Origin of the sequence: Actinomadura sp. 21ATH, assembly GCF_041951345.1 — a bacterium.
Taxonomy (GTDB): domain Bacteria; phylum Actinomycetota; class Actinomycetes; order Streptosporangiales; family Streptosporangiaceae; genus Spirillospora.
The window spans coordinates 789,362-810,665 of the sequence record NZ_JBGNUR010000002.1 but is presented as its reverse complement, the minus strand read 5'-3'; the positions used below and the strand labels follow the sequence as shown (position 1 = coordinate 810,665).

3 protein-coding genes are annotated in these 21,304 nt (G+C 74.5%); all 3 read left to right on the top strand.

Translation table 11 applies throughout. The features are described from left to right. Window positions 1-141 precede the first annotated feature (141 nt). Genes ACA361_RS10150 through ACA361_RS10140 form a run of 3 tightly spaced genes read left to right on the top strand, consistent with a single transcriptional unit; the run spans window position 142 to window position 21,298 of the window. Window positions 142-9,720 carry an amino acid adenylation domain-containing protein gene (locus ACA361_RS10150; RefSeq protein ID WP_375011578.1) on the top strand — a complete coding sequence of 3,193 codons (9,579 nt, stop codon included), beginning with the start codon at window positions 142-144 and terminating at the stop codon, window positions 9,718-9,720. Then, window positions 9,717-17,366 carry an amino acid adenylation domain-containing protein gene (locus tag ACA361_RS10145; protein WP_375011577.1) on the top strand — a complete coding sequence of 2,550 codons (7,650 nt, stop codon included), beginning with the start codon at window positions 9,717-9,719 and terminating at the stop codon, window positions 17,364-17,366. Before ACA361_RS10150 ends, ACA361_RS10145 begins: the two co-directional genes overlap by 4 nt. After that, window positions 17,363-21,298: an amino acid adenylation domain-containing protein gene (locus tag ACA361_RS10140; protein WP_375011576.1), complete on the top strand. Its 3,936-nt coding sequence runs from the start codon at window positions 17,363-17,365 to the stop codon at window positions 21,296-21,298. The genes ACA361_RS10145 and ACA361_RS10140 overlap by 4 nt, the downstream gene beginning before the upstream one ends. Window positions 21,299-21,304 lie beyond the last annotated feature (6 nt).

The following is a 21,304-nucleotide window of genomic DNA, read 5'->3' as shown; positions in this document are numbered from 1 at the left end:
GGCGCGCCGGCGGCACCCCCGGGGAAAGGGGCGGGGACTGTCCGACATTTGCGGGTCACTCTTCATTTCCTGTTCCGGGGTCCGGCCCGCAGCCCGTCCCCGGGTTAAGAATTACGCCTCTGATCGGGAAAGTACTGCGTGATGTCGTTGAGCGAGTTCCTTCCTCTTTCCGCCGCCCAGCGCAGCGTCTGGTACGCGCAGCAACTCGCGCCGGAAACGCCTTTCCACATCGCCCAGTACATCGAGATCGAGGGTCCGGTCGACCCCGCGCTGCTCGACCGGGTGGCCCGCATCGCCGCGCACGAGGCCGAGTCCCTGAATGTGCGGCTGGCCGAGCGGGACGGCGTTCCGGGGCAGATCCTGGACCCCGCCCCGTCCGCCGCCATCCCGCTGGTCGACCTGAGCGCCACAGGACCGGACGCCCCAGGACCGGACGCCACAGGACCGGACGCCGCGACGGCGGCCGACCCGCGGGCCGCCGCGCGGGCGTGGGTCCGCGACCGGATGGCGCGGCCTTTGCCGATGGACGGCGACCGCCTCTACGACACCGCGCTGCTGCGGCTGGCGCCCGACCTGTACTGGTGGTTCATCCGCGCGCACCACGTGATCGGGGACGCCAGCAGCGGCTCGGTCATCAGCCGCCGGGCCGCCGAGATCTACACGACGCTGGCCGGGGGCGGCGAGTACGTCCCCGCCGAGCGCGGCTCGTACCGGACGGTCCTGGCCGAGGAGGCCGCCTACCGCGAGTCGCCCGGCTACGAGCGCGACCGCGCCTACTGGACGGAGCGGTTCGCCGACCGCCCGGTCGCGGCGAGCCTGGCCGACGAGACCGCCGCGCCGACCGCCGACTACCTGAGCCGCATCGTCACGGTCCCGCCGGACGAGACCGCCGGGCTGGAGGCCGGGGCCCGCCGGCTCCGCACCGCCGCCCGCGGCCTGGCGCTCGCCGCGACGGCCGCGTACACGGCCCGGATGACCGGCACCGAGGACGTGATCCTGGGGATGGCGGTCAGCGGCCGCACCTCGGGCCTGGCCATGGAGACGCCCGCGCAGCTGGCCACGGTGCTGCCGCTGCGGGTGGCCGTCCGGCCGGACATGACGGTCGAGGAGCTGGTGCGCGCCACGACCCGGGCCGCGGCGCGGGCGCTGCGGCACCAGCGCTACCGCACCGAGGACCTGCTGCGCGACCTGAAGCTGCTGGGCGAGCGCCACCGGCTGTACGGGCCGGTCATCAACATCATGGCGTTCGACTACCGGCTGGACTTCGCGGGCGTCCCGGCCCGCATGCACGCCCTCACCACCGGGCCGATCACCGACCTGTCGGTCAACATCTACGACAACCTCGACGGCGCCGGGATGCGCGTCGACTTCGAGGCCAACCCGGCGCTCTACACCGCCGAGCAGGTCGCGGCCCACCAGGACCGCTACGTCCGCTTCCTGCGCGCCCTCGGCGACGCCGACCCGGCCACCCCGCTGCACGCGGTGGAGCTGATGGACGAGGCCGAGAAGCGCCGCGTCCTGGAGGAGTGGAACGACACCGCGCTGCCCGTCCCCGCGACCGTCGTCCCCCGGCTGGTGGAGGAGCAGGCCGCCGCGACCCCGGACGCGACCGCCGTCGTCGCGGGCGCCGGCCGGCTCACCTACGCCGAGCTGAACGCGCGCGCCAACCGGCTCGCCCGCCACCTCATCGCCCGGGGCGCCGGCACCGAGGACTTCGTCGCGCTGGCGCTGCCCCGCACGGCCGACCTGGTCGTGGCGGCGCTGGCGGTGCTGAAGGCGGGCGCCGCGTACCAGCCGATCGACCTGGCCTACCCGCCCGACCGCGTCGCCTACATGCTCGCCGACGCCGCCCCCGCCTGCGTGATCACCACGTCCGGCGCGGACCTGCCGGGCGGGACGCCGCGCGTCGAGCTGGACCGCCTCGACCTGTCCGGGTACTCCGGCGCCGACGTCACCGACGCCGACCGGCTCCGCCCGCTGCTCCCGGCGAGCCCCGCGTACGTCATCTACACCTCCGGCTCCACGGGGCGGCCCAAGGGCGTGGTGATCTCGCACGCCAACGTGGTCGACTTCTGCGCCGAGTCGATGGCGAGCTACGGCCCGGACCGGATGGCCCGGGTGCTGTTCTCCACCTCGCTCAACTTCGACGTGTCGGTCTTCGAGTGGCTGGTCCCGCTGACCTGCGGCGGCGAGATCGAGGTCGTCCGCGACCTGCTGGAGATCGGCGAGCGCGGCGGCTGGACGGGCACCCTGGTCAGCGGCGTGCCGTCGGCGGTGGCGGCGCTGCTGGCCCGCGGCGGCCCGGACCTGCGCGTCGGCGACGTCGCGCTGGGCGGCGAGGCGCTGCCGCCGCACCAGGTCCGGGACGTGCGGGCGCTGCTGCCGGACGCGCGGATCTCCAACATCTACGGCCCCACCGAGGCGACGATCTTCGTCACCGGCTGGTTCGACGACGGCAACCCGCGCGGCGTCGCGCCGATCGGCCGCCCGATGGCCAACACCCGCGCGTACGTCCTGGACGCCGCGCTGCGCCCCGTCCCCGCCGGGGTGCCGGGCGAGCTGTACGTGGCGGGCGACGGCCTCGCCCGCGGCTACCTCCGCCGCCCTGGCCTGACCGCCGACCGGTTCGTGGCCTGCCCGTTCGGCGGGCCCGGCGAGCGCATGTACCGCACCGGCGACCTGGTCCGCTGGAACGCGCAGGGGAACATCGAGTACCTCGGCCGCCTCGACCACCAGGTGAAGGTCCGCGGCTTCCGGATCGAGCTCGGCGAGATCGAGTCCGCGCTCGCCGCCCACCCGGGCGTCGCGCAGGCGGTGGTCGTCGCCCGCCGCGACGCGGCCGGCGACACCATGCTCGCCGGCTACGTCACCGGCGCGGGCGCCGCCCTCGACCCGGCCGCGCTGCGCGCGTTCACCGCGCGGACGCTGCCCGAGTACATGGTGCCGGCCGCGGTCGTCGTGCTGGACGCGATGCCGCTCAGCCCGAATGGCAAGCTGGACCGCGCGGCCCTGCCCGCGCCCGACTTCACCGCCGCCGCCGGCTCCCGCGGCCCCCGCGACGCCCGCGAGGAGATCGTCTGCGGAATTTTCGCCGAGGTCCTCGGCCTGCCCCGGGTGGGCGTGGACGACGGCTTCTTCGACCACGGCGGCGACTCGCTCAAGGCCACCCGCGTCGTCGCCCGCGTCCGCGCCGCGCTGGGCGTCGAGCTGGCCGTCCGGGCGCTGTTCGAGTCGCCGACGCCCGCCGGGCTCGCCGAGCACATCGGCGCGACGGCCGGGGGCGCCGCGCGTCCCCCGCTGGCGGAACGGTCCCGGCGCCCCGACCCGCTCCCCGTCTCGTACGCGCAGGAGCGGCTCTGGTTCCTCAACCGGCTCGAGGGGCCGAGCGCCACGTACAACATGCCGATCCCGCTGCGGATCACCGGCGAGCTGGACGAGGCCGCGATGCGGGCCGCGCTCCGGGACGTCTCCGCCCGCCACGAGTCGCTGCGCACGCTGTTCGCCGACCGCGACGGCGAGCCGTACCAGCGGATCCTGCCGCCCGAGGAGGCCGCCCCGCGGCTGGTCACCGGGACGCTCGCGGCCGGCGACCTCCGCGAGGCGGTCTTCGCGGACGCGACCCGCGGGTTCGACCTCGCCGCCGAGCCGCCGCTGCGCGCCCACCTCTACCGGGTCGCGCCCGGCGAGCACCTGCTGCTGCTCGTCCTGCACCACATCGCGGGCGACGGCTGGTCGATGGCGCCGCTCGCGAACGACCTCATCACCGCCTACCTGGCCCGCCGCGACGGCGCCGCGCCCGGCTGGGCGCCGCTGCCCGTCCAGTACGCCGACTACGCGATCTGGCAGCGGGAACTGCTGGGCGCCGAGGACGACCCGGACGGCCTGGCCGCGCAGCAGCTCGCGTACTGGACCAAGGCCCTGTCCGGGCTGCCCGACCACCTCGCCCTCCCCGCCGACCGGCCGCGCCCCGAGCGGGCGTCCTACCGGGGCGCGCAGGCCCGCTTCGAGGTGCCCGGCGCGGTGTACGGGCGGCTGACCGCCGTCGCCCGCGCGCACCAGGTCAGCGTCTTCATGGTGCTCCAGGCCGCGCTCGCCGCGCTGCTCACCCGGCTTGGCGCCGGCACGGACGTGCCGATCGGCTCGCCGATCGCCGGCCGCACCGACCAGAGCCTCGACGACCTGGTGGGCGTCTTCGTCAACACGCTCGTGCTGCGGACCGACACCGCCGGGAACCCCGACTTCGCCGAGCTGCTCGGCCGCGTCCGGGAGACCGACCTGGCCGCGTACGCCAATCAGGACGTGCCGTTCGAGCGCGTCGTCGAGGCCGTCAACCCGGCCCGCTCGCTCTCCCGCCACCCGCTGTTCCAGGTCATGCTCACGCTGCAGAACAACCCCGAGGCCGTGGTGGAGCTGCCGGGCCTGACCGTCGCCGCCGAGCCCGTCGACACCGGGGTCGCCAAGTTCGACCTGGAGTTCCTGCTGGAGGAGGACGGGGACGGCCTCGCCGGGACGCTGGAGTACGCGCTCGACCTGTTCGACCCCGCGACCGCCGGACGGCTCACCGCCTGGTACGTCCACGCCCTGGACGTCCTCACCGCCGACCCCGCCACCACCGTCGAGGCGCTCGACCTGCCCGGCTTCGTCCCGGACACCGCGCGCACCGCCGCGCCGGCCGCACCCGCCGCGACGGGGGTCAAGCGGCTGGTCGCGTACGTCGTCGCCGCGCCCGGCCGGACCGTGGACCCGGAGGAGCTGCGCGCCCACGTCCGCGCGAGCCTGCCCGAGTCGATGGTGCCCGCCGCCGTCGTCGTCCTCGACGCGATGCCGCTCACCCCCAACGGCAAGGTCGACACCAAGGCGCTGCCCAGGCCGGAACTCGCCGCCCCCTCGGCCGCGGCGCCCTACCGGGCCCCGCGCGACGCCCGCGAGGAGGCCGTCGCCGCCGTCTTCGCCGACCTCCTCGGCACCGACCGGGTCGGGATCGACGACGACTTCTTCGAGCTGGGCGGCAACTCGCTGATCGCGATGCGGGTGATCAGCCGGATCCGCCGCGTGCTGGACACCGAGGTCCCCGTCCGGGCGCTGTTCGAGGCCCCGACCGTCGCCCGGCTGGCCGCCCGCCTGGACGAACTCGCGGCCGCCGGCGCCGGCCGCCGCCCGCCGCTGGAACGCCGCGAGCGCCCGGCCGTCCTCCTGCCGTCGTACGCGCAGCAGCGGCACTGGTTCCTCAACCACTTCGAGGGCCCGTCCGCCACCTACAACATGCCGATCGCGCTGCGGATCCGCGGCGAGCTGGACCCCGCCGCGCTGCGCGCCGCGCTCGGCGACCTCGTCGAACGGCACGAGACGCTCCGCACGATCCTGCCCGACAGCGGCGGCGTCCCGCGCCAGCGGATCCTGGACCCGGCCGCCGCCCGGCCCGCCCTGGAGATCGTCGACACCACCGCCGCCGCGCTGCCCGCCCGCCTCGGCGCGGCCGCCGGCCACGCGTTCGACATCTCCGCCGAACCGCCCCTGCGCGCCCACCTCTTCCGCCTCGCCCCCGGCGAGCAGGTCGTGCTCCTGCTCCTGCACCACATCGCGTGCGACGGCTGGTCGATGGCGCCGCTGGCCCGGGACCTGATCGCGGCGTATGCGGCGCGGGTGGGGGGTGGTGCGCCGGGGTGGGGGGCGTTGCCGGTGCAGTATGCGGATTATTCGTTGTGGCAGGAGGAGTTGTTCGGGTCGGAGGATGATCCGGAGAGTTTGGTGTCGCGGCAGATCGCGTTCTGGAAGGGGGCGCTGGAGGGGCTGCCGGAGGAGCTGGTGCTGCCGGTGGACCGGCCGCGCCCCGCCGAGGCGTCCTACCGCGGCGGCACCACCCGCTTCCGCCTCGGCCCCGAAGCGCGCGACGCCCTCCTCGCGCTCGCCCGCGAGACCGGCGCCAGCCCCTTCATGGTCGCCCAGGCCGCCTTCGCCGCGCTGCTGACCCGGATGGGCGCGGGCACGGACGTGCCGGTGGGGTCGCCGATCGCGGGGCGGACCGATGAGGCGTTGGACGATCTGGTCGGCATGTTCGTCAACATGCTCGTCTTCCGCACGGACACGTCGGGGGATCCGACGTTCCGGGAGCTGGTGGCGCGGGTGAAGGAGGCGGACCTGGCGGCGTACGCGCACCAGGACGTCCCCTTCGAGCGCCTCGTCGAGGTCCTGAACCCGCCCCGCCACCTCGGCCGCCACCCGCTGTTCCAGGTCGGCCTCACCTTCCAGAACAACCCCGAGGCGAAGCTGGAGATGCCCGGCTTCACCGCCGAGTTCGAGCCGCTGCACGCCGGCGTCGCCCGCTTCGACCTGCTGATGGTCCTCACCGAGCGGGACGACCATCTGGACGGCGAGCTGGAGTACGCCCTCGACCTGTTCGACCCCGCCACCGCCGAACGGCTGACCGCCCGCTTCGAGCGCTACCTGACCGCCCTCCTCGCCGACCCAGGCGCCCGCATCGGCACCCCCGACGTCCTCGACCCGGCCGAGCGCGCCACGCTCCTGGACGAGTGGGCCGGCGGGCGGGAGTCGTTCGGTACGGGGACGATCGTCGGGGTGTTCGAGGCGGTGGCGGCGGAGCGTCCGGGTGCGGTGGCGGTGTCGTTCGAGGGGCGTTCGCTGACGTACGGGGAGCTGAACGCGTGGGCGAACCGCCTCGCGCGTTCCCTCGTGGCTCAGGGGGCCGGGCCGGAACGATTCGTCGCGCTGCGGCTGCCGCGCTCGGTCGAGCTGGTCGTGGCCGTGCTGGCGGTGCTGAAGAGCGGGGCGGCCTACGTCCCGATCGACCCCGACTACCCGGCCGACCGCATCGCCTCCATGCTGGAGGACGCCGACCTGGTCATGACGGCCGACTCCGTGCAGAGCTGCGACCGCTACCCGGACACGAACCTCGGCGTCCCGATCTCGCCGGACAACCCGGCGTACGTGATCTACACGTCGGGTTCGACGGGGCGTCCGAAGGGAGTCGTCGTACCGCACGGGAACGTGGTGCGGCTGTTGCGTTCGACGGAGGGCTGGTTCGGGTTCGGTCCGGATGATGTGTGGACGTTGTTCCACTCGTACGCGTTCGATTTCTCGGTATGGGAGCTGTGGGGCTCGCTGCTCTACGGTGGCCGCTTGGTCGTCGTTCCCTACCTGACTTCGAGATCGCCGGAGGATTTCCTGCGGTTGCTGGAGTCTGAGAAGGTCACGGTCTTGAATCAGACGCCGTCGGCGTTCTACCAGCTGATGGCCGCTGACCGGGACGACCCGGGTACGGATCTGTCGGCGCTGCGGTATGTGGTGTTCGGTGGTGAGGCGCTGGAGCTGGGTCGTCTGGAGGACTGGTACTCCCGGCATGGCGACGATGCCCCGGTGCTGGTGAATATGTACGGCATCACCGAGACGACCGTGCATGTGTCGTACATCGAGCTGGACCGCGCCTACGCGGCCAACGCCCCCGGCAGCGTCATCGGCACCGGCATCCCCGACCTGCGCGTCTACGTGCTGGACGACCGTCTCCAGCCTGTTCCGGCCGGTGTGGTCGGTGAGCTGTACGTCGCGGGTCCCGGTCTGGCGCGCGGCTACCTCAACCGTCCTGACCTGTCGGCCGAACGCTTCATCGCCGATCCGTACGGCGTGCCCGGTTCTCGGATGTATCGCACGGGCGACCTGGGGCGTTGGTTGGCGGGCGGGCGGCTGGAATACCTGGGGCGCTCTGACCAGCAGGTGCAGTTGCGCGGGTTCCGGATCGAGCCGGGCGAGATCGAGGCCGTCCTGGCCCGCCACGCAGCCGTCAACGACGTCGCCGTCATCGTCCGCGACGAACGCCTGATCGCCTACGTCGTCGGCACCGACAGCGATCTGCGCTCGCACGCGGCCCGGTTCCTCCCCTCGCACATGATCCCGGCCGCGATCGTCGAAATCGACGCGCTGCCCCTGACCCCGAACGGGAAGCTGGACCGCAGGGCGCTCCCGGATCCCGACTTCTCCGCCAAGGTCTCCGGCCGCGCCCCGCGCAACGAGCAGGAGGAGACGCTCGCCGCGCTGTTCGCCGAGGTCCTCAACCTCGAACGGGTCGGCATCGACGACGGGTTCTTCGACCTGGGCGGCGACTCCATCATCGCCATCCAGCTCGTCTCCCGCGCCCGCCAGGCCGGACTGGTCATCTCACCCCGCGAGGTCTTCCAGCACCAGACCGTCGAGGAACTCGCCGCCATCGCCCGTCCGGCGGGCGAGGACGAGGCCGTCGAGATCGAGCCCCCGGGGACGGCGGTGGGGCCGGTGCCGCTCACGCCGATCGTGGCGTGGCTGCGGGAGCGGGTCGGCGGTGACGCGTCGCTGATCAAGGGCTTTCACCAGTCGATGCTGCTGCGCACGCCGCCCGACCTCGGCACGGACCGCCTCGCGGACGCGCTCCAGGCGCTGCTCGACCACCACGACGCGCTCCGGCTCCGCCTGGAAGTCGCGGACGGCTGGGAGCCGGTCGTCCAGGAGCCGGGCACGGTCGACGCCCGCGAGCTGGTCACCCGGATCGACGCCGCGGGCCTGGACGCGGACAAGCTCGCCGCGATCGTCGCCGAGCAGGCGGCCGCCGCCCGCGACCGGCTCGACCCGGCGGCCGGGACGATGGCGCAGCTGGTGTGGTTCGACGCGGGGGAGGCGCAGGGGCGCCTGCTCGTCCTCCTGCACCACCTGGTCGTGGACGGGGTGTCGTGGCGGATCCTGCTGCCCGACCTGGTCACGGCGTGGGCGGGGCGGGAGCTCCAGCCGGCCGGCACCTCCTACCGGCGGTGGGCGCAGCGGCTCCGGGCCGCCGTCCGGCCGGACGACCTGGACGACTGGCTCGACATCGCCGACGGCCCGGAGCAGCGCCTCGCCGCCCGCCCGCTGGACCCGCGCGTCGACATCGCCGCCCGGGCGCGCTCGATCAGGCTGGAGCTGCCCGCCGACGTCACCGGCCCGCTGCTCACCGACGTGCCCGCCGCGTTCCACGGCCGCGTGAACGACGTGCTGCTCACCGGCCTGGCCCTCGCCGTGAACCAGTGGCGCAGGCACCACGGCCGCGGCGGCCGCGGCACCGGCGTGCTGATCGACCTGGAGGGGCACGGCCGCGAGGACGTCGTCCCCGGCATGGACCTGTCCCGCACGGTGGGCTGGTTCACCTCGATCCATCCCGTCCGCCTGGACGCGGGACCGGCCGACTGGAGCGAGGTGCGCGCCGGCGGTCCGGCGGCCGGCGCCGCGCTGAAGAAGGTCAAGGAGCAGCTGCGCGCCGTCCCCGAGGGCATCGGGTACGGGCTGCTGCGCCACTTCGGCGACGGTGACGCCGGGGAGCTGGCCGAGCTGCCGCCCGCGCAGATCGCGTTCAACTACCTGGGCCGGATCGTGCCGGGCGGCGGGGACGGCGAGAGCGGCGACTGGACGGTCGCGCCCGAGGAGCCGCCGCCGGGCGAGGACCCGCGGATGCCGGTCGCGCACGTCCTGGAGATCAACGCGATCGCGCACGACGCGCTGGCCGCGACATGGACCTGGCCGGACGGGCTGCTGGCCGAGGAGGAGGTGCGGGAGCTGGCCGAGGACTGGTTCGCGGCGCTGCGCGGGCTGGTCGCGCACGTCGCCGCGGGGGACGGCGACGGGTTCACCCCCTCCGACCTGCTGGTGGAGCTGGACCAAGCGGAGATCGACAAGCTGCAGGACGCCTGGAGGGAACGGAATTGAACCGGGGGGACCTCGAGGACATCCTGCCGCTGTCACCGCTCCAGCAGGGCTTCTTCTTCCACGCGCTGTTCGACCGCGCGGACTCCGACGTCTACACGGCGCAGATCGTCCTGGACCTCGAAGGCCCGCTGGACGTGCCGGCGCTGCGCACCGCCGCCGCGACGCTGCTGCGCCGCCACTCCAACCTGCGCGCCGCGTTCTGGCACGAGGACCTGTCGCGTCCCGTCCAGGTCGTCCCGCGCGAGGTGGAGCTGCCGTGGGAGGAGACGGCCGCGGCGTCCGAGGCGGAGGCGGACGCGGTCGTGGCGCGGGAACGGGCCCGCGGGTTCGACGTCACCGACCCGCCGCTGCTGCGGTTCGTGCTGGTCAGGACGGCCGCCGACCGGCACCGGCTGATCCTCACCAACCACCACATCCTCCTCGACGGCTGGTCCACGCCGATCCTGGCGACCGAGCTGTTCCTGCTGTACGTGCAGGGCGGCCACGACACCGGGCTGCCGCGCGTCACCCCGTACAAGAACTACCTCGCCTGGCTCGCGAAGCAGGACCGGGGCGCGGCGGAGGAGGCGTGGCGGCGCGCGCTGGACGGCGTGGACGAGCCCAGCCTGGCCGCGCCCGAGGCCGCCGGCCGCCCGCCGGTGCCGCCGCGCGCCGTGACCGCCGCGCTGGACGAGCGGCTGACCAGGCGGCTCGAACGGGCCGCCCGCCGGCACGGCGCCACGCTCAGCACCGTGCTGCAGGGCGCGTGGGGCCTGGTGCTGGGCCGGCTGCTCGGCCGCGACGACGTCGTCTTCGGCGCCACCGTCTCCGGCCGCCCGCCGGAGCTGCCGGGCATCGAGCAGATGGTCGGCCTGTTCATCAACACGCTGCCGATCCGGGTCCGGTACCGGGCCTGGGAGTCGCTCGGCGCGCTGATGGAGCGGCTCCAGGACGAGCAGACGGAGCTGCTGCCGCACCACCACCTCGGCCTCACCGAGATCCAGCGGGCGGCGGGCCAGCGCGGCGCGCTGTTCGACACGATGACGGTGCTGGAGAACTACCCGTTCGACCCGGCGTCCATGGACGGCTCGCTCAACGGCGTGCGGATCGCCGCCGCCGACTCCTACGACGCGACCCACTTCCCGCTGTCGTTCGTCGCCGTCCCCGAGGCGGAGCTGTCGCTGCGGCTGCACTACCGGCCCGACGTGGTCGAACGGGACGTCGCGGCGGCGCTGCTGGCCCGGGTCCGCGCGTTCCTGGAGGCGTTCGCCGCGGACTCCTCCCGCGCCATCGGCTCGGTCGAGCTGGGCGGCGCGGACGAGCGCGCCCGGCTCGCCGCCTGGAACGGTACGGCCGCCGCCCCCGCTCCCGCCGCGCCCGGCGGCCGTGATCGCACGGTGGTGTCGCTGTTCGAGGAGCGCGCGGCCGCGGCACCGGACGAGGTGGCGCTGGTCTGCGGCGCCGAGACGCTCACGTACGCCGACCTCAACGCCCGCGCCAACCGGCTCGCCCACGACCTCGCCGCGGACGGCATCGGCCCCGAGGACCGCGTCTCGCTGGTCCTCCCGCGCACCCCCGAGATCGTCGCCGCGATCCTCGGCGTGCTCAAGGCGGGCGCCGCGTACGTGCCGATCGACCCCGAGTACCCGGCCGCGCGGATCGCCGGCCTGCTGGACGACTGCCGCCCCGCCCGCACGATCCGCCCCGGCGAGGCCGCGGCCGCCACCGGGCCGGACCACGACCCCGCGCCCGGCCGGGCCCGCCCCGGCAACGCCGCGTACGTCATCTACACCTCCGGGTCCACCGGCCGCCCCAAGGGCGTCACCGTCCCGCACGAGGGCCTCCTCAACTACTACGAGGCGCACCGGGACGCGTTCTTCGCCCCAGTGATCGCCGAGCACGGCGCGGGCCGCCGGCTGCGCTTCGCCCACCTGGCGTCGTTCTCGTTCGACACCTCGTGGATGGGCCTGCTGTGGATGCTGCACGGCCAGGAGCTGCACCTCATCGACGACGAGACCCGCCGCGACGCCGCCGCGTACACCGCGTACGTGGAACGCGCCGGGATCGACCTGGTGAACACCACCCCGTCGCACTTCCGCGCGCTGCGCGAGGCGGGCCTGCTGGACGGCGCCGGGGGCCGCCACCGCCCGTCCCAGCTGCTCCTCGGCGGCGAGCCGATCGACGGCGCGCTGTGGGAGGAGCTGCGCGCTCTGCGCGGCGTGACCGCGCGCAACTTCTACGGCCCCACCGAGTCGACCGTCGACACCATGAACGCCCCCGTGGCGGCCGGCGGCACGCCCGCGGTCGGCGCCCCGCACCGCGGCACCCGCGCCTACGTCCTCGACGCCGCGCTCCAGCCCGCCCCGGCCGGCGTCCCCGGCGAGCTGTACCTGGCGGGCGCGCAGCTCGCCCGCGGCTACCTCGACCGGCCCGGCTTGACCGCCGAGCGGTTCGTGGCCGACCCGTTCGGCGCGCCCGGCGACCGCATGTACCGGACCGGCGACCGCGCCCGGTGGCGGCCCGACGGCACCATCGAGCACCTGGGCCGGGTCGACGACCAGGTCAAGATCCGCGGCTTCCGGATCGAGCCGGGCGAGATCGAGAGCGTCCTCGGCGCGTACCCGGGCGTGAGCCGGGCGGCCGTCGTCGTCCGCGACCAGCGCCTCGCCGGCTACGTCGTGCCCGCCGGGGTGGACCTCGCCGCGCTGCGCCGGCACGCCGCCGACCGGCTGCCCGCCCACATGATCCCGACGCTGACCGCGCTGGACGAGCTGCCGCTCACCGTGAACGGCAAGCTCGACCGGGCCGCGCTGCCCGAGCCCGGCGGCGCCACGGCCGTCACCCGCGCGCCGCGCTCGCCGCAGGAGGAGATCCTTTGCGGGCTGTTCGCCGAGGTCCTGGGCGTGCCCCGGGTCGGCGTCGACGACGGGTTCTTCGACCTGGGCGGCGACTCGCTCACCGCGACGAGGCTGGTCGGCCGGATCCGCTCCGCGCTGGGCGTCGAGCTGCCCGTCCGGGCGCTGTTCGAGGCCCCGACCGTCGCCCGGCTGGCCGGGCGGGCCGCCGCGGCGTCCGGCGCCGTGCGCCCCGCGCTGGAGGCCCGGCCCGACCGGCCCGCCGCGATCCCGCTGTCGTACGCGCAGCAGCGCCTCTGGTTCCTCAACCGCTTCGAGGGCCGCTCCGCGACGTTCAACATGCCCGCCGCGCTCCGCCTGAACGGCGCCCTCGACCACGACGCCCTCCGGGCCGCGCTCACCGACGTCGTCGAACGCCACGAGACGCTCCGGACCATCTTCCCGGACACCGCCGGCACGCCCCGCCAGCTCGTCCTCGACACCGCGACCGCCCGCCCCGCCCTCACCGTCACCGCGACCGACGAGGCCCGGCTGCCCGCCGCGCTCGCGGCCGCGGCCGGCCACGGCTTCGACCTGTCGATCGAGCCGCCGCTGCGCGCCGCCCTGTTCTCGCTCGCCCCCGACTCGCACGTCCTGCTGCTGGTGCTCCACCACATCGCGTGCGACGGCTGGTCGATGGCGCCGCTGGCCCGCGACGTGATCGCGGCGTATGCGGCGCGGGCAGGGGGTGGTGCGCCGGAGTGGGGGGCGTTGCCGGTGCAGTACGCGGATTACACGTTGTGGCAGGAGGAGTTGTTCGGGTCGGAGGATGATCCGGAGAGTTTGGTGTCGCGGCAGATCGCGTTCTGGAAGGGGGCGCTGGAGGGGCTGCCGGAGGAGCTGGTGCTGCCGGTGGACCGGCCGCGCCCGGCCGAGGCGTCCTACCGCGGCGGAACCGTCTCCTTCGAACTGGACGCCGAACTGCACGCCGGACTCCTCAAACTGGCCCGCGAGACCGGCGCCAGCCTGTTCATGGTGACGCAGGCCGCCTACGCGGCACTCCTGACCCGGATGGGCGCGGGCACCGATGTGCCGGTGGGGTCGCCGATCGCGGGGCGGACCGATGAGGCGTTGGACGATCTGGTCGGCATGTTCGTCAACATGCTGGTCCTGCGCACGGACACGTCGGGGGATCCGACGTTCCGGGAGCTGGTGGCGCGGGTGAAGGAGGCGGACCTGGCGGCGTACGCGCACCAGGACGTCCCCTTCGAACGCCTCGTCGAACTCCTCAACCCGGCCCGCTCGATGGCCCGGCACCCGCTGTTCCAGGTCGTGCTGTCGTTCCAGAACAACCCCGAGGCCAAGCTGGAACTCGACGGGCTCAGCGGCGGCGCCGAACCGCTGCCCGCCACCGTCGCCAAGTACGACCTGTCCCTCTACCTGGAGGAACGGCACGGCGAGGACGGCGCCCCGGCCGGGATCGAGGCCGGTCTCGAATACGCCCTCGACCTGTTCGACCCCGCCACCGCCGAGGCGCTCGCCGCCCGCTTCGAACGGCTCGTCCGCGAACTCGTCGCCGACCCCGACGCCCCGATCGGCACCGCCGAGATCCTCGACCGCGCCGAACGCCGCACCCTGCTGAAGAAGTGGGCCGGCGGGCGGGAGTCGTTCGGTACGGGGACGATCGTCGGGGTGTTCGAGGCGGTGGCGGCGGAGCGTCCGGGTGCGGTGGCGGTGTCGTTCGAGGGGCGTTCGCTGACGTACGGGGAGCTGAACGCGTGGGCGAACCGCCTCGCGCGTTCCCTCGTGGCTCAGGGGGCCGGGCCGGAACGATTCGTCGCGCTGCGGCTGCCGCGCTCGGTCGAGCTGGTCGTGGCCGTGCTGGCGGTGCTGAAGAGCGGGGCGGCCTACGTCCCGATCGACCCGCAATACCCCGCCGACCGGATCGCGTACGTCCTGGACGACGCACGCCCCGTGCTGACCGTCGACGAGGTGGGCCCGTGCGAGGAGTACGCCGGGACCGACCTAGGGGTACCGCTGTCACCCGACAATCCGGCGTACGTGATCTACACGTCGGGTTCGACGGGGCGTCCGAAGGGTGTGGTGGTTCCGCACGGGAACGTGGTGCGGTTGCTGCGTTCGACGGAGGGCTGGTTCGGGTTCGGTCCGGATGATGTGTGGACGTTGTTCCACTCGTACGCGTTCGATTTCTCGGTATGGGAGCTGTGGGGTCCGCTGCTGTACGGCGGACGCCTGGTCGTCGTTCCCTACCTGACTTCGAGATCGCCGGAGGATTTCCTGCGGTTGCTGGAGTCTGAGAAGGTCACGGTCTTGAATCAGACGCCGTCGGCGTTCTACCAGCTGATGGCGGCCGACCGGGACAACCCGGGTACGGATCTGTCGGCGCTGCGGTATGTGGTGTTCGGTGGTGAGGCGCTGGAGCTGGGTCGTCTGGAGGACTGGTACTCCCGGCATGGCGACGATGCCCCGGTGCTGGTGAATATGTACGGCATCACCGAGACGACCGTGCATGTGTCGTACATCGAGCTGGACCGCGCCTACGCGGCCAACGCCCCCGGCAGCGTCATCGGCACCGGCATCCCCGACCTGCGCGTCTACGTGCTGGACGACCGTCTCCAGCCTGTTCCGGCCGGTGTGGTCGGTGAGCTGTACGTCGCGGGTCCCGGTCTGGCGCGCGGCTACCTCAACCGCCCTGACCTGTCGGCTGAGCGTTTCGTGGCGGACCCGTACGGGACGCCTGGCACCCGCATGTATCGCACGGGTGACCTGGGGCGTTGGTTGGCGGGCGGGCGGCTGGAATACTTGGGGCGTTCCGATCAGCAGGTGCAGTTGCGCGGGTTCCGGATCGAGCCGGGAGAGATCGAGGCCGTCCTGGCCCGCCACGCAGCCGTCAACGACGTCGCCGTCATCGTCCGCGACGAACGCCTGATCGCCTACGTCGTCGGCACCGACGACGATCTGCGCGCCCACGCGGCCGAGCATCTGCCCGCCCACATGGTCCCGGCGGCCGTCGTCCGGCTCGATGCCCTGCCGCTCACCGCCAACGGGAAGCTGGACCGCAGGGCGCTTCCGGACCCCGACTTCTCCGCCAAGGTCTCCGGCCGCGCCCCGCGCAACGAGCAGGAGGAGACGCTCGCCGCGCTGTTCGCCGAGGTCCTCAACCTCGAACGGGTCGGCATCGACGACGGGTTCTTCGACCTGGGCGGCGACTCCATCATCGCCATCCAGCTCGTCTCCCGCGCCCGCCAGGCCGGACTGGTCATCTCACCCCGCGAGGTCTTCCAGCACCAGACCGTCGAGGAACTCGCCGCCATCGCCCGCCCCGCCGACCAGGACGAAGCGGTCGAGGCGGAGCCGCCCGGCACCGGGATCGGGCTCGTCCCGCCGACGCCGATCATGCGGTGGTTCCGGGAGGACCTGACCGGGCCGGTCGACGGCTACAGCCAGCGGATGCTGCTCCAGGTCCCGCCCGGCCTGGACCTCGCCGACCTGACCCGAGCGCTCCAGGCGCTGCTCGACCATCACGACATGCTCCGCCTCCGCGTCCGCGGAGCGGAGTTCGAGGTGACCGAGCCGGGCACGGTGGACACCGCCGCGCTCGCCGAGCGCGTCGACATCACCGGCCTGGACGGCGAGGAGCTGCGCGCCACGCTCGCGGAGCACGCCGCCGCGGCCCGCCGCCGCCTCGATCCCGCCACCGGTGCCATGGTCCGGATGGTGTGGTTCGACGCGGGGCCGGAGCGGTCCGGACGGCTGCTGCTGACCCTGCACCACCTGGTCGTGGACGGGGTGTCGTGGCGGATCCTGCTGCCCGACCTGGTCACCGCGTGGGCCGGCGGCGCGCTCGACCCCGTCCCGACCTCCTTCCGCCGGTGGGCGCAGCGGCTGCTCGCCGAGGCGTCCAGCCCGGAGCGGGCCGCCGAGCTGCCGCTGTGGAGGGAGATCCTCGCCACCCCGGACCCGCTCCTCGGCGACCGGCCCCTCGACCCGGCCGCGGACACGTTCGGGACGGCGCGGCACCTGACCGTCGAGCTGCCGCCGGAGGTGACCGGGCCGCTGCTGACCGACGTGCCCGCCGCGTGGAACGCCCGGGTGAACGACGTGCTGCTCACGGCGCTCGCGCTGGCCGTCGCGGGCTGGCGGCGGGGGAGCGACCAGACGGCCGTGCTCGTCGATCTCGAAGGGCACGGCCGGGAGGAGATCGTCCCGGGCGTGGACCTGTCCCGCACAGTGGGCTGGTTCACCACGATCCACCCCGTCCGGCTGGACCCGGGAACGGTCGACCCGGCCGAGATCGGCGAGGGCGGGCAGGGCGTCGGCACGGCGCTGAAGAAGGTCAAGGAGCAGCTCCGCGAGATCCCCGACAGCGGCATCGGGTACGGCCTGCTGCGCCCGCGCCTCTCCGAGGTCGCGCGCACGCCGCAGATCGCGTTCAACTACCTGGGCCGCAGCCCCGCCGCCGAGGCGACCGACTGGGGCCCGGCGGACGCGGCGGAGAGCCGGGCGCTCGGCGGCGGCCAGGACGGCGCGCTCGCGCTCGTCCACGCGGTCGAGGTCAACGCCCACACCCGCGACCTTCCCGGCGGCCCGGAGCTGTCGGCCACCTGGACGTGGGCGCCGGGCCTCCTGGAGGAGGCGCGCGTCCGGGACCTGGCCGGGCGCTGGTGCGCGGCGCTGCGCGGGCTGGTCGCGCATGTGGAGGAGGGGGCGGGCGGCGGCTTCACGCCGTCCGACCTGGAGCTGGTCTCGGTGAGCCAGGACGAGATCGACGAGCTGGCCGCGGAGCTGGCCGCCGAAGAGGAGTGGGATTGACCGCGCAGCAGAAGAGGTCGCCGCTGGAGGACATCCTGCCGCTGTCGCCGCTGCAGGAGGGGCTGTTCTTCCACGCCCTCTACGACGACGCCGGCGGGGACGTCTACACGGCGCAGATCGTGTTCGACCTGCGCGGGCCGCTGGACACCGCGGCGCTGCGCGCGGCCGCCGCGACGCTGCTGCGCCGGCACGCCAACCTGCGGGCCGGGTTCCGGCAGCGCAAGGAGGGCGGCGCCGTCCAGGTCGTGCACCGCCAGGTGCGGCTGCCGTGGGAGGAGATCGACCTCACCGCCGCCGCCGACCGGCACGGTGAGGCGGCGCGGATCGCCGGCCGCGAGCGGGCCCGCCCGTTCGACATGGCGAAGCCGCCGCTGCTGCGCTTCACGCTCCTCAAGCTGGGCGCGGACCTGCACCGGATGGTGTTCACCCACCACCACATCCTGCTGGACGGCTGGTCGATGCCGGTGCTCCAGACCGAGCTGTTCGCGCTCTACCTGGCGGGCGGCGACGACACCGGGCTCCCGCGCGTCGCCCCGTACAAGAACCATCTGGCCTGGCTCGCCAGGCAGGACCGCGCCGCCGCCGAGGACGCCTGGCGCCGCGCGCTCGCCGGGGTGGACGAGCCGACGCTGGCCGCCGGGCGCGCCGCCACCGGCGCCGTCCCCGACCCCGGTGCCCCGCCCGAACGCGTCCGCGTCCGGCTGGACGAGGAACTGACCGCCGCGCTCACCGCCCGCGCCCGCGCCGAGGGCGTCACGCTCAACACGGTCCTCCAGCTCGGCTGGGGCCTGCTGCTCGGGAGCCTCACCGGCCGTACCGACGTGGTGTTCGGCGCCGCCGTCTCCGGCCGCCCGCCGGAACTGCCCGGCGTCGAGCAGATGATCGGGCTGTTCATCAACACCGTCCCGGTCCGGGTGCGGGTGCGGCCCGGCGACACGGTCGCGGCGGCGCTGGCCCGGTTGCAAGGCGAGCAGGCCGACCTCCTCGCCCACCACCATCTCGGGCTGGCCGACATCCAGGGGCTCACCGCGGCCGGCGGGACGCTGTTCGACACGATGACGGTGCTGGAGAACTACCCGTTCGACCCGGAGTCGGCCGGAACGGACCTGGGCGGGCTCACGATCCACGGCGTGGACGGCTACGACGCGAGCCACTACCCGTTCACGTTCGCGGCCGTGCCGGGGCCCCGGCTGGCGCTGCGCATGGACTACCGGCCCGGCGTGTGCACGGCGGCCGAGGCCGAGACGATCATGCGGCGGTTCGTGCGGATCCTCGGCTCCATCGCGCACTCGCCCGACCTGCCCGTGGGACGCGTCGACGTGCTCGACGACGATGAGCGCGCCGCGCTGCTGGACCGCTGGCAGGGGACGGCGACCGACCGCGCCCCGGCCACGGTCACCGGCCGCTTCGCCGAGCAGGTGGCGCGGTGCCCGGACGCCCCCGCCGTGCGCGCCGCCGACGGGACGGCCGTCACCTACGCCGAGCTGGACGAGCGCGCCGGCCGGCTGGCCCGCCGCCTGACCGCCCTCGGCGTCCGCGCCGAGACGCCGGTCGCGCTGCTCCTCGAACGCTCCCCGGACCTGGTCGTGGCCACCCTCGCCGTGCTGAAGGCGGGCGGCTGCTACGCGCCCCTCCACCACGGCTACCCGGCCGACCGGACGGCCTGGGCGATCGCGGAGGTGGGGGCGCCGGTCCTGATCGTCGACCCCGCCACGGCCGGCCAGGTCGAGGGCCTCGACACCGGCGCGCACGTCCTCGTCCTGGACGGCACCGGCACCGGCGGCGACCCTCTGCCGGAGGCGGCGGCACCCGTGCCGCCGCCGCACCCCGACCAGCTCGCCTGCGTCTTCTTCACCTCCGGATCCACCGGACTGCCCAAGGGCGTCATGCTGCGGCACCGCGACGCCGTGGACCTGGCCACCGACTCCCGCCTCCGCACCGGCGCGCACGAGCGGGTCCTGGTCCACTCCGCGCACGCCTTCGACGCCTCCGTCTACGAGCTGTGGACGCCGCTGCTGCGCGGCGGGACGGCCGTCCTCGCCCCGCCCGGCCGGCTGTCGGGCGAGGACATCGAGCGGGCCGTCGCCGCCGGCGGCGTCACCGGCCTCTTCATCACCACGACGCTGTTCAACCTCGTCGCCGAGGAGCGCCCGGAGGCGTTCGCGGGACTCCGGGAGGTGCTGACCGGCGGCGAGGCGGGCTCGCCCGCGGCGATGCGCAGGATCCTGGCCGCCTGCCCGGACACCGAGGTCGGCCACGTGTACGGCCCCACCGAGGCGACCACGTACGCCACCTGGGAACCGCAGCGGGCGCGGCTGGCCGACCCGGCGGAGAGCGCCGCGGTGATCGGCGGGCCGCTCGACGACATGCGGGTCCACCTCCTGGACGCGGGACTGCGGCCGGTGCCGCCGGGCGTCCCGGGCGAGGCGTACATCGCGGGCGCCGGCGTGGGCCGCGGCTACCTGCGCCGCCCGGGGCTCACCGCCGCGCGGTACGTCCCCGACCCGTTCGGCGCGCCGGGCGAGCGCATGTACCGGACCGGCGACCTGATGGTGCGGCGGCCCGACGGGACGCTGGAGTACCTCGACCGCGCCGACCTCCAGGTGAAGATCCGCGGGTTCCGGATCGAGCCGGGCGAGATCGAGGAGGCCGTGGCCGGGCATCCCGCCGTCGCCGGTGTCGCCGTCGTCGCCCGCGAGGACGCCCCCGGCGTCAAGCGCCTGGTCGCCTACGTCGTCCACCGTCCCGGCGCGGCCGCCCCGGCCGCGGAGCTGCGGGCGTTCGCGGCGGAGCGGCTGCCGGAGTACATGGTCCCGGCCGCGTTCGTCGCGCTCGACGGGCTGCCGGTCAACCCCAACGGCAAGCTCGACCGGGACGCGCTGCCCGCGCCGGACTTCGGCGCCGCCGCCCGCGTCGGCCGCGACCCCCGCACGCCCGAGGAGGAACTCCTGTGCGGGCTGTTCGCCCGCGCCCTCGGCCTGGAGAAGGTCGGCGCCGACGTCGGGTTCTTCGACCTCGGCGGCGACAGCATCAGCGCGCTGAGGCTCGCCGGCCTCGCCCGCCGCGCCGACCTGGAGATCACGCCCCGGGACGTCTTCACCCACCAGACCGTGGAGGCGCTGACCCGCCTCGGCTCGCCGGAGGACCGGCTCGGCTTCGAGGTGCTGCTGCCGATCCGCACCGCCGGCACCCGCCCGCCGGTCTTCTTCGTGCATCCGGCGGGCGGCCTCGCCTGGGGCTACTTCCAGTTCCAGCGGCACCTGGGCGCCGACCGCCCCCTCTACGGCCTCCAGGCGCGCGCGTTCACGCAGTCCGAGCTGCCCGGCTCCGTCGAGGAGATGGCCGAGGACTACCTCGCGCTGATCCGCTCCGTCCGGCCGTCCGGGCCGTACCACCTGGTGGGCTGGTCGCTGGGCGGGCTGGTGGCGTACGAGATGGCGGTGCGGCTCCAGGCGGCGGGCGACGAGGTCGGCCTGCTCGGCCTCATCGACGCCTACCACGGCCAGGACCTGGAGTCGGAGCGGCGCGAGGTGCTGCCCGAGCTGCTGGAGGGCATCGGGATCGACGTCCGGGTGATCGCGCCCGACGGGAACCCCGACATGGGGCAGATCATGGCGGTGCTCGCCGAGCGCGGCGACGCCCTGGCCACCCTCGGCGAGGACGACCTCGTCAACGTCTACCGCAACTACGAGAACGGGCTCCGCCAGGCCGAGGCGTACCGTCCCGGCCGCTTCCGCGGCGACCTGCTGTTCTTCACCGCCCTCCGGGGCCGGACGGCCGCGTCGCCCACCGCCGCCGGCAACTGGGGGCCCCTCGTCACCGGCGAGGTCGAGGACCACCCGATCGACTCCGAGCACCACCAGGTGACCGAACCCGGCCCCGTCGCCGAGATGGGCGCCGTCCTCGCCGCCCGCCTCGACAAACTCGACTGAACCCAC

What these genes read in the sequence shown, in the direction of transcription:
- ACA361_RS10150 (WP_375011578.1), top strand. Translation starts at nt 142, where the DNA reads ATGTCGTTGAGCGAGTTCCTTCCTCTTTCCGCCGCCCAGCGCAGCGTC.